The 11,292-nt window shown below is 48.4% G+C and carries 10 protein-coding genes; all 10 read right to left on the reverse strand.

All coding sequences use genetic code 11. From position 1 onward, the window contains the following. Positions 1 to 15: 15 nt before the first annotated feature. The 10 genes from ASG33_RS21130 to ASG33_RS21175 all read right to left on the reverse strand — a co-directional run bounded on the left by ASG33_RS21130 (position 16) and on the right by ASG33_RS21175 (position 11,292). Positions 16 to 855: an oxidoreductase gene (locus tag ASG33_RS21130; protein WP_056290198.1), complete on the reverse strand. Its 840-nt coding sequence runs from the start codon at positions 853 to 855 to the stop codon at positions 16 to 18. 98 nt (positions 856 to 953) lie between these two features. Further along, positions 954 to 1,811 (reverse strand): glycosyltransferase family 2 protein, encoded by an 858-nt coding sequence (locus ASG33_RS21135; protein WP_056290200.1) that lies wholly within the window; start codon positions 1,809 to 1,811, stop codon positions 954 to 956. Between the two features lie 32 nt (positions 1,812 to 1,843). Then, positions 1,844 to 2,383 (reverse strand): WcaF family extracellular polysaccharide biosynthesis acetyltransferase, encoded by a 540-nt coding sequence (locus ASG33_RS21140; RefSeq protein ID WP_056290202.1) that lies wholly within the window; start codon positions 2,381 to 2,383, stop codon positions 1,844 to 1,846. Between the two features lie 281 nt (positions 2,384 to 2,664). Beyond that, complete coding sequence (locus tag ASG33_RS21145; protein WP_056290205.1) at positions 2,665 to 3,450, reverse strand: LytTR family DNA-binding domain-containing protein; 786 nt, start codon at positions 3,448 to 3,450, stop codon at positions 2,665 to 2,667. Beyond that, complete coding sequence (locus ASG33_RS21150) at positions 3,428 to 4,483, reverse strand: sensor histidine kinase (RefSeq protein ID WP_056290208.1); 1,056 nt, start codon at positions 4,481 to 4,483, stop codon at positions 3,428 to 3,430. The genes ASG33_RS21145 and ASG33_RS21150 overlap by 23 nt, the downstream gene beginning before the upstream one ends. A 309-nt stretch (positions 4,484 to 4,792) precedes the next feature. Beyond that, positions 4,793 to 5,776, reverse strand: coding sequence for a phytanoyl-CoA dioxygenase family protein (locus ASG33_RS21155; protein WP_162242767.1), 984 nt, complete (start codon positions 5,774 to 5,776; stop codon positions 4,793 to 4,795). Positions 5,777 to 5,853: 77 nt separating this feature from the next. Beyond that, positions 5,854 to 7,140 (reverse strand): WcaI family glycosyltransferase, encoded by a 1,287-nt coding sequence (locus tag ASG33_RS21160; protein WP_056290214.1) that lies wholly within the window; start codon positions 7,138 to 7,140, stop codon positions 5,854 to 5,856. A 19-nt stretch (positions 7,141 to 7,159) separates the two neighbouring features. After that, complete coding sequence (locus tag ASG33_RS21165) at positions 7,160 to 7,963, reverse strand: LytTR family DNA-binding domain-containing protein (protein ID WP_082489345.1); 804 nt, start codon at positions 7,961 to 7,963, stop codon at positions 7,160 to 7,162. Positions 7,964 to 8,204: 241 nt separating this feature from the next. Further along, positions 8,205 to 9,770: a capsule assembly Wzi family protein gene (locus ASG33_RS21170; RefSeq protein WP_056290220.1), complete on the reverse strand. Its 1,566-nt coding sequence runs from the start codon at positions 9,768 to 9,770 to the stop codon at positions 8,205 to 8,207. Positions 9,771 to 10,092: 322 nt separating this feature from the next. Then, on the reverse strand, positions 10,093 to 11,292 hold the full coding sequence (locus tag ASG33_RS21175) for a glycosyltransferase (protein ID WP_229238770.1): 1,200 nt from the start codon (positions 11,290 to 11,292) through the stop codon (positions 10,093 to 10,095).

An 11,292-nucleotide genomic window follows, 5' to 3' on the forward strand; every position in this document is an offset into this window, starting at 1 on the left:
CAGGTACCGGCTGATTTAGAAGTTGGTAGCAGTGGCAAGTGCGCGCTGGGCTTCCATTTCCTGCTGCACCAATGCGATCTTCTGCCCGGCAAGTCCGTATGCATCTTCGCCCAGGAACAAATGAAAAGGCGGGGCAGCCTGCCCGGAGACGGAAATGAAAACAGCAGCCGCTTTTTCAGGATCGCCCGGCTGATTGGCATTAATGCTGTTTTGGTGCGCCTGCTGTGACTCGCGTACATTGGTATACTCCGTCATTTCTTTCTGCGGCGTGTTCAAAGAACCTGCGCCAAGGAAGTTAGTCCGGAAATAACCCGGCATAACCAGCGTGACATGAATTCCGAAAGGCGCCACCTCGTGAAACAGCGATTCGGAAAAACCATGCACGGCGAACTTCGTTGCACAATAGATACCGAAGCCAGGAAAGCCACCCGCGAAACCGCCTATGGAAGAGATATTGAAAATGTGGCCCGACTGCTGGTTACGCATTTGAGGCAACACCTGACGGATCAGATTCAATGCACCGAACACGTTGATATCGAAATTGGCTCTGGCTTCCGCATCCGAAAGTTCTTCCAGAGCGCCCGTCAGGCCGTAACCTGCATTGTTTACCAGCACATCAATCCGCCCGAAAGCAGTGATGGTATTGGCTACTGCCAGCTGTACATCAGCTTCGTTGGTCAGATTCAATGATAATGGAAGAAAATCGCTGCTATCAACGCCGACAGCGTCTTTCAGCTCGGACAGATTGCGGGAAGTAGCTGCCACTTTTTGTCCTTGTGCAAGGAGCTGTTTTGCCAATGAAAGGCCAAGTCCCTTGGACGCGCCTGTGATAAACCATACTTTTTGAGTGCTCATAACTTTGTGTTTTTTGTTGTCACAAAGTTGGCATCAAAGGCAGGCTGCGTGTTTGTCCGCTTCAAACCAATGCTTGCGAAATTCAAACAATTGAAGAATCAGATCTCAATCGGCTGCATTTCATTGTCCGTAGCTGAACGTTCCCGGATTTTACAATAGACCTGAACAAAGTAGGCGGTTTTGAGGATTGCGAATGTAAATCCCCTGGCCCCGTCGCGAAAGCCGCCCATAAGTATGAAGCTCCCGAAGAAAAATGCCGGACCGATCAGTGGCGTGGCGAAGAACCTGTATTTCAGTCGCTGCTTCCATGTAAAATGCTGGAGTGCGAAAGTTTCAGAAGATAATTTAAGGAAGCGCGCTGCTTCCCAGCTTGCGTATGCATTGTGCTTATCAATATAATGCGCCACGCCGCGAAAATCCTGGTGGTCTATTTTACTGTCGATCACCCCTGCTTTCCCATTCAAGACCGGGTGCTCATGGATTTCCATATCCAGGTGGCTCCATTGATTTTCCTCGATCCGCTCGTACTCGCCGCATCCAACCTTGAACAGAGCCAGCTTTCTGAGCGGGTACCCGCCTTTGAGTTCCTTACCCAAAAAGTAAATGGAGTATTTGAGCCAGTATCCTACCAGATCTCCCGGCTGTAAAATAGCCCGCGCCAGTTCCGACTTGAAGGATTCGGTAAGGTATTCGTCCGCATCCAGGAACATCACCCATTTGGTTTCGGGTGTATGATATCTCAAAAACCAGTTTCGCTTTTTCGGGAACTGACCATCCCATTCAAAAATAAGGACTTCTGCTCCGAAATCGGTGGCGATCTCGCGGGTACGGTCTGTGCTCATGGAGTCGATCACCACGATCTTCTGCGCGAGGTCTTTCCCGATCGCCCGCAAGCAGCCGGCCAGGTTTCTTTCTTCATTCCGGACCGGAATTACAATAGTCAGGTCAAGCGCCATAGCTAATGCATTTTGAATAATACTGTTAACTGTCAAACAAGCCGCGGCTTCACAGGTTTGCAGGGGTGACCGGAACAAATCGTCCATTCCGGCATATCCCGGTTAACCACCGACCGTGCTCCTATCACGCAGCCTTCGCCGATATGCACGCCAGGATGAATGAATGCATCCGCTGCTATCCAGACCTGATCGCCGATGTAAATGGGTTTTGTAATCAATGGAAAACCCTTTTGCTCATAATCGTGGGTACCCGTGCAAACGTGCGTCCCCTGCGAAATGACAGCCCGTCGCCCGATCGTAATTTTTTCCTGACTATACAGGATCACTCCATTGGCCACGCCGCATTCATCTTCGAGCACCAGGTTCCAGGGAGCCCAGATTTTGACCCCAGGATAAATGTGAACGCCGCGGCCGACCTTTGCGCCAAAGCAGCGGAGCAAAAAAGACCGCCACGAATGCAGTGGACGGGGCGACCATTTGAAAAAAATACCCGCAGCCGACCAACTTAGCCTGGCCAGCCGGTTGCCAAATGAAAAAGACGGGCCCGTGTGGGTATCTACATTAACCATCATATACAATCAGAATGCTTTTGAAATCCTTCGATCGACCCTGAAATTCCTGCGACAAACACAGCTAACATACATGTATATACGCTGCATGTATTTCGATCAGAAACAATGCTAAGTTCTACCCCTGGTAAATGCAGGTTTGCCATTGTAAGCTTGCCGGTTCGGATGAGGCGAACGCGGCAAACTTACTATTTCTACAAAAATGCAAGGTGCAGATCGAAGCGCCAACAGGCAGTTGGCGAAAGGGACAAATGAGGCTTTCGAGCGGGCAGTGCAGGTATATTCTATTGGAAGAGCTGGGCAACATGCCGCCCTTCTATCCATTTCAGAAAGTCGCTCGCATTGGCCTTGCTGACGATCAAAGGCTCAGGTGTGGTGCAGGAAACGCCGATCAGCAGCTTGCGGCCAAAGTATTGCTGAATGTTGATCACCGACTTTCTGTGTACGATATACTGCCTGTTGGCTCTGAAAAAGTCCCTGGGATTGAGCGTTTCGAGAATGTTATTAAGGGTATCCCGCGTTTCGTACCGCGTGCAGCCCGCATACACAGACACCTGGTAATTGTTGTAGTAGATAAAGTCGATATTATCGAGGTTAATGGGGATAATCTGGTCTTTTACATACACGAGAACCGAGCTTCTGAATGTATTACGCGCCATCATAGCACGCCGCAGCGTTGTCATATCACGGGAGAAATCTTCGCTTAGAAAGTCGCGGAACCGCTTGAACTTGTCAAGGCTCTTGTGTAAACTGAACACATCCACAGGCTTCAAAAGGTAATCGATTCCATTGTTTTCAAAAGCCTCCAATGCGTGGTCATTATGACCTGTACAAAAAATCACCGGGCATTTGATCGGCAGGTGCTCGAATATCGCGAAGCTCAATCCGTCCGAAAGCTGAATGTCGCAGAGGATCAGATGAGGAGATTTGTTGCTTGTCAGCCACCTTTTCGCTTCCTGCACTGAACTGAGCACTGCACATACCGTGAAACCGTTTCCGAAGTGCTCGATCATTTTTTTCAAGTCTGAGGCAATTTCTACTTCGTCCTCAATAAGAAGTATACTGGTCATTTAGCAGAGGTATTTTAACTATGAAGTGAGTTTCATTTTCCAGGATAACAATGGGCCTGCTTGTGAGCAGGTTATATCTGAGATAGATATTCCGCAACCCTATCCCGTGCGCCTGCCGGTCAGGCGACGATGACCTTTGAAACGATTTGCTGTTTTTTACAACGAGCATTTCATCTTCGTCAAATACTTGTATATCAATGGGAAACTGGTCTGACATCATGTTGTGCTTGACTGCATTTTCAACCAGCAGCTGAATAGCGCAGCGCGGGACAAACAACTTTTTACCAGCTTCACTGATGTTTTCTGCAAGCTTCAAAGAATGGTTAAAGCGTTCATTCAGAATCAAAATGTAGGCGCGGGTAAACTCCATTTCCTTCTGCACACTTACGGGATTCAAATTATTGCTGTAACTGATCATGTGCCGGTAAAATGCACTCAGCTTTTGTACAAACTCTTTCGCCCATTTTTCCCGCAAACCCGAGTTGAGCACGGAAAGCGCATTATACAGGAAATGCGGATTCACCTCCTTGGTGAGATGGTGCAGGTTGATCCAGAGATTTTCCCTGAGCTGATGTTCCAACTTATATTCCTGCTCCTTGATGATCTTGTTGGCATAAAGCGCTGCCGAGAATCCGGCGACGCTGATGAAAATACCCCTGTACATGGATAAGCTTACTTTCTGCACGTCGTCCATCTCTCCTGCATGCGGGTAATCTTCAAAAAGGAAGGAAAAAGACGCCGAAAAAACGCCGCTCAGGCCCACACCTGCGACAATGGTGAAAAACTTTTGCCAGGTCCTGGTAACAAGTAAAAAGTGGCGCACACCGACCCAAGTTCCAAGGCACAAGAACAAGATTGCCAGCTCGGACCCGATCAGATCGGCGGTACTGCCTGCAGGCAAATCCACCAGCCTTCCCGAGAGTGCCAGCAGTGAAATAACAAGGGATAAACAAATCCCGTAACCCAATTGATAATCATTTTTCAAAACGTGCCATACCCGCACGATGCCCTGCAATCGTTTCCTGATATCCATACGGATTAGTTGTGGTTTTTACAGCAGGTCTGCCGCAAAACCGGAGGATTCTACAATGATTCCTGAACAAAAAATTTACTAAAATTCTTTAATTATCCAAATCTGGGTATGCGAAATAATAAAATAAAAGCATTGAAGTAACATGCAGCCAATTCGCGCGACAATTATAAATTCTGTACCAAAACACGCGTAATGACGATTTTTCTTAGCTACCGGTATTTTCGAATCAACTGGCCCGTCTATCCAATAAAGAAGTGGGGAAATGAGAGGAGTGAGTACTACAAGTTAAGATCAATTTCATGAATAATCCTATACATGATCCGATTTGAGTATCCTTCTTTTTGCCAGGTTCATCCGGATGGTATTCGAAACCGCGCCCGGTAGTACTTTCTTCGCTACTGAAATCATGAGACTTTTTACGGTTTTCGGCAGAATGGTACGTTGTAAAGAAACAATGTCTTTGACAAGCATTGTGGAAACGGAAGTCTCCGGAAATGCAGGATAATCCGATTGAATTCCAAAACCAAGATAATTCAGGATCTCCGGATTTCTGTCGGTAATGAATGCGGGGTTAACCAGCAGGCTCTCTCCGTGCCCGGCGTGCTCCGCCGAAATCTCATCCACCTGAAACAGAAAAGTCAATCGCTTAAATCCCTGTTTATGAAAAGGTTCTGCGCGGTGAACCATGTTAGTACTGCAGATAATAAGGGTACCTTTCGGAGCGCGAACGGTTACCACATCTTTCCCGTAATTCCGCTCAATAAACTGCTCCTGGAAAAATTGATTTCTATTGCTCAGCGACCAATTTTGAGAATATGGGATCAATTGAAATGGATTTGTTTCATTTACGTCGGATAAATAAACCATAAACATCAGTCCGGGCATATTGTGTTTTCCGTCAAACTGATTTCCGGATTGCAGGTTATTGTCCGTATGCCAGGGCAGGTGGGATGCCGTATGTGTCTGATAAATGCGCTGGTTACATAATTTGTGCGGATTAGCAAAAAAGCTCCGGCATATAGCACGGAGCTTTTCGGATGTAACAATGTGATAACACTGCCTGGAAACAGCCAGTGTGTGTCCTAGGTAATTACTATTGTAAGCCTTTACGAATCCCAGATGATTGTTGTTAACCAGACAATCAAATGCCGGAAGTCCGCTCATTAACGCTGTTAATACTTCGGCATTAACCGCTTCCCGGCACACGTAGTAACCGCTTCCATTTTTCAGTTCATCGGCAATATCCTGTGTGTTCGCCGATTCAAATTCCGGGGTAAATAGGTGTGGATTCATAATGAATAATGAAAGAGAATTTTGGTGCATTCAGGCGCAATAGTATCAGCTACACAATACCTTGTTTTGATTACCAACTAGTTGGAAATCTCCAAATTATTTTCATCGACAAGCTCGCGTTTTATTGACGCAGGAGATCGAACAATTTTAATCAGATTATTTTCAAATTTATCCATGATCGCCTCGGTGCGCAGGTAGTTTTCCGCAAACCTTCTTGCATTGAGCTTGTACACTTTCAGGTCGGATGTGAGCGCAGTCTCAATTCCTTCGCAAAGCGTATCGACACATTCAGGCTTAACCACGATACCCAACCGGTTTTCGTCGATGATCTTATACAAAGAAGTATCCGGAACAGCAGAAACGATCGGGCAGCCGCCGGCAGCAAGGATCGTCGACAGCTTGGAGGGCATCAGCAGGTCGGAAGCCTGCTGCTTCTGCAACACGAGATGCACATCGGCCATTGCCATCAGTTCCGACAGTTTTTCGTTAGGCTGTAAAGGAAAGAACAACACGTTACTGCAATGCTCCTGCTGTGACAAGGCAAGCAACTTTTCCTTGAACGCACCCGAGCCCACAATCACAAACTTTACCTCAGGCCGGTCACGGAAGCGTTTGGAGGCTTCTATCAAATATTCCAGCCCCTGCTTTTCGCCTATGTTGCCGGAGTACAAAATCACTTTATCATCCAGGCTAAGGTCAAACTCCCTGGCCAGCGACTGCTCTTTCAGGAGCGGGAAAATGCTGTTTGTATCCACCGAATTGAATATCACCGAAATTTTCGAACTGGGTATCCCTTTCTTTTCGATCTTCTTCAACATCCCCGGACTGATCGTAGAAACAGCATCGCTGCTTTTCAGAATGAAGTTTTCAATGCGGAACATCCATTTAAGCAAACCGGCGCTTTTGATCATCCCCAGGTCTTTGGCAGCATCTACCTGCGGATCCTGCACGTGCGTCACGAACTTGGCCCCTCTGAGTTTGGCGTACAGGTAAGGCCACATGCCCAGGTGAAAGGGCGGCGACACGTACATCACGATATCGTACTTCCGCTGGCACAATGTAAAAAGCCAGATCGGCAGCAAACCGAGCAGGAAAGAGAATTCATGCAAAATCCTCTTCGGGGTATTGATCTTCTTCGGCACATAAAGCGGCGAACGGTAGATACGCACACCGCCCTTTCGCTCGGTATGCCACAGTTTCCCCCTGTAAGCCTCATTTACTTTCCATTCGGGATAATACGGCATTCCTGTGATCATGCTCACTTCGTGATTACTCCCTGCCAGCCACTCAGCCATCTGGCTTGTATACTTGCCAATTCCGGTCAGCTCGGGATCGTAGTTGATCCCGTAGATAAGTATTCTCATAAGATAGAAGGTGAAGGGTTTACGCGGAACGTCTCGATTGCACTGGCATGGCATTGTGATGAATTCCTTCCACCCAGCGGAGAAATTCAGATGCATTGGCTTTACTGATAATCACCGGCTCGGGTGTCGCTATGTTAGTGTCGATCAGCAGTTTCCGCCCGAAATACTGCCTGATGCTCTTCACCGCTTTCCGGTGAATGATAAACTGCCTGTTTGCCCTGAAAAATACATTGGGATTGAGGGCTACGATGATGTTGTTGAGTGTATCCCGCGTCTCGTATTTGGCATCTGCCGTGTGAATGGTAACGCCGCAGTTGTTGTAATAAAGGTACTCGGCCTGTTCGAGGCTTACCGGGATGATTTTGTCTTTGTAATACGAAAGCAGGAAGCTCTTATAGGTATTTGGCGGAATGTAAAGTCTGCTTCCGGCGGATGCATCAATGGTTTGTTCAAATGACAAAAACTCCTTGAACTTGGAAAATTTGGAAAGACTTCTCCTGACACTTTCCTCGCAGACAGGCTGCAACAGGTAGTCGATCCCATTGTTGGCAAATGCTTCCATTGCATACTGGCGGCTTGCGGCGCAATAGATGACAGGCGGCGCAATGTCCAGCTCGCCGAAAATCTGGAAACCAAGCCCGTCTTCGAGCTCTACGTCGCAAATGATGAGATCAGGCACTTTGTTTTCGGAAAGCCAGGTTCGCGCCTGCCTTACAGTAGAGACAGTGTCGCAAACCCGGAAGTTGCCGTCTGACTGTTCGATCATGTGAATGGATACGTCTGTTAATTTGGGTTGAGATGAGATGAGTAGAATGTTGACCATTTTTTTGGAGGTAGAAGTTTAATTGATTCGCGTTGAGATCGTAGCCGACGGACTGGCTTCCCGGAAACCGCTCTGAACGCATAAGTCCAAAACAGCTTCCGGAAAAACCGGCGGTAACCTGTGGTTTGACTAATCCTTACATCGCAATGCGACATGCGGAAAACAAGGCGCCTTCATTGCCGGATGCAGCCCTTCGTGAAGGAAAGTGAATAAAGAACCATTGAGTAAAATCTATGTCGACCTATCGGTAAGCGATCTGATTAGCCTCCCGGGCGTATTGTACTGGCATATCCCGCTTCCTGATCAGGCCGTTTTTTCTGATTCCCAGCTGGACACCAACCGCATTTCTGAACAGCTTCCCGTTATCTGCGAAGACGGATGCTTTCAGCATACTGCTGCCAAACCAGCTCACCGATTTTTGCACTGAAAGCAAGCCTGAAAACTGACTTACCTGTCCCGAAAACGGCGCCGCATAGCTCCCGTCATTATCAGAGTAGGAAAGCTTCGAACTCCACAGAATAGCGCCTGCATTCCCCTGCAAGCCAATGTGCGCCACCCAGACCCGGTTATTATTTGTAAAAAAATCCGCATAAGCCGCCCAGTCATTGTCGGTGCCGGGTGTTATGAAAGGTGTACCGAGCGCGCGACCGTGGTAAGACCAACCGTCCCTGACCTGCCCGTTATTGAAGTAGTCGTCATTCCCGCGAATGTGGCTGCCAGGCTCCATTTTGTCACCGCCCTGACTTTTCGTATACAAAAACTCGGCTACTATTCTGTGTATTGTAAAACCGCTGCGCTGCTGATCTTTTATACTGATACTGACTCCGTTAAGCCCGTCTTTGATGTTGTTGAGGTAAAACAGGGACCCGTCTTCAACCACGTTCTGGCGATACAGGAAAACATGCACTTTTTTCAGGTCGAGCTCGGCTGCCAGATCCACACTGGCAACATGATTCCCTACCCGGTTTCCATTGTCAAATGCAGATGCATTGGCGAGGCGGCCGTGCGGCTTCAAGCCGGTTACCACATTGACATAGTTCTTAAAACCGCGCGGCATTTGTCCGTTTTCAGTATGATAAGGTGTTCTTCCGCCCCATTGCACGGCGTGGTTAAAACCTCCGTGCAGCTTGATTACACTTTTCGGTTGCCCGATCCGCAGATAAAAGCTCTTGTTGTGCAGTTTCAGATTATTGGTGACCGCACGGTTGTTTTCAAAAATTCCATCAGAATAAAAACCCTTGAAAGCGAGGAACTGGCGCGTAAACGGAACCGCAGTGTAGTTCCGAAAACCGATCTGTATTTTGGGAAGAGGCAATGCATTACCAGCCCAGATGTAAGAACCTGTTCCGAGCGAATAGTCGCTCAGCCCCACGTACTGCTTCCACCGGCCTATCGTCAGTTCCAGCCCTTTGAAAGCAATGCCTGCATAAGCCTGAGGGAGCAAAATCTCCGGTTTCCGGCTTGCAATGGCGACCACCTCTGCCCCTGCTAAAAAGGTAAGTACGGCCTTCCCGGATGGTTTACGTACAACCGCATTCCTGAAATCAATTCCGGTTCCCAGCATCGCAGCAGGCGCGGAGGAAGGTACTGTCCCCCATTGGTTACTGGATTGCCAGAAAGGCAGGCGCCTGGAAGACGAACCCAGCATTTCAAAGTCAATGTAAGCATCTCGGGTATCTGCAAGCCTAACCGAATCGTAACCTGCAAGCGGCTGCGCCACGGCGGGAAATACGGTCAGGAAAAGGATTACGAGCACTATATGCTTTCGCAGATCAGATTTTTCTCTGCTGTAACTGGTTACACTCATCTCAATGGACGATTGGAGGGTGAAAGTCTCGTGTATTCCACGCCAGACTGGCGCGGGACTATTTTTGCAGTGGGTTGGACTGGATGTTGAAGAAATAGTGTGATAACGTTTTACCATATACGCAACCTGTCTGCAGGTGCAAACGTGTGGAGCAGGATGGATAGAGGACGGATGATTTGATTCAAATCATACTGTAATCAAAAATGCATAAGCCGGAAATCAATTCAAATATCAGGACGATAAGATGGACAAAATGGCTGCTGTAACGGACAAAACCTTTGCAAATACGGGCAGCTGTTTGAAGCTCCGGACTGATGTGAGCTCACTGAACAACCTTCTCCATTGACAGACAGCTCATCAGTTGACGCACTGCGTTCTTTACCGAAAACTGATGCCGGAAAGTTTTCTCTGCATTCACGCCCATTGTGTTCTTTGCAGCGGCTGGCATTTCGACAAATTCAGACCAAGCACCAAGTGTACCCTGGTAAGTATCCGCGCTGACAATGCCGCATGCTGCATCCGCCACCTCCCGCCAGATGTTGACCTTATTTGAAATAAGAACGGGCTTGCCGCAAGCCAGCGCCTCCACGATCGCGATACCAAAGTTTTCTTGGTGACTCGGTAGTACAAACGCCTGACAACCGTAGAATGCAGCCCATTTCAGATCGCCGCTGAGCATGCCGGTGAAAGTCACACTGCTGCGCAGAGACAGGCGCGAAGAGACGAAGTGGCGGGCATTTTCACCATAAGGCGTGTCCAGCCCCGGACCAGCTACCACGAGCCTGGGAAGTTTAGGATATCTCTCCACCAACCTCAGGTATACCTGCAGCAGCAGCTCCACGCCCTTTTTTTCAGTGATACGACTGAGAAAAAGAAAGTACTGCTGTCCGCGCAGCTCGGGAAATTTCGAATCAAGCTCCTGCCGCATGGATGCATGGTATGCCGGTGGTTCGGGAATGCCAAAACCTGCATTCAGTTCTCTTTTCGGCATATAAGGTTTGAATGAGGATCGCGCGAGGGTCAGCTCCTCATGGCAGGTAAACAACAAACCATCGGCCTGGTTAACCAGCTTGCTTTCGATAAATTTCCAGTACAGCCAGTTTCTGACCGCCTTCCATGAACGCCCGGGCGCTACCTGAAAATAAGGATCGAGCATCCCGTGGGGCATATAGTACAAGCGTATTTGCTTTGAGGCTCCATTGCTGCTTTCAGAAAGCTTCTTCCAGACTTTATAGGTCGCAAACCCGGGATATAGCCAGTTACCATGTACGATGACGATATCAAACCGGTCGAGATTATATTCCAGCCAACCTTGGAGCAAACCCGTGTATTGCCAGGGCGTGACACCCGGCCCAAGTACATGCACTGTGAATGGATCCTCCGGAAAACTGAACTGGTTTGCATCGTCTACACAAACTACCTCACTGTAAATCCCCTGAACGGCCAGTTCAGGGATCAGGTTGCGGATACCCTGGCAGGGCCCACCTACGGCCGGCTGCATACTGCCGGTAACATGGAGCAT

The sequence above is a fragment of the Dyadobacter sp. Leaf189 genome (genome assembly GCF_001424405.1).
GTDB lineage: Bacteria > Bacteroidota > Bacteroidia > Cytophagales > Spirosomataceae > Dyadobacter.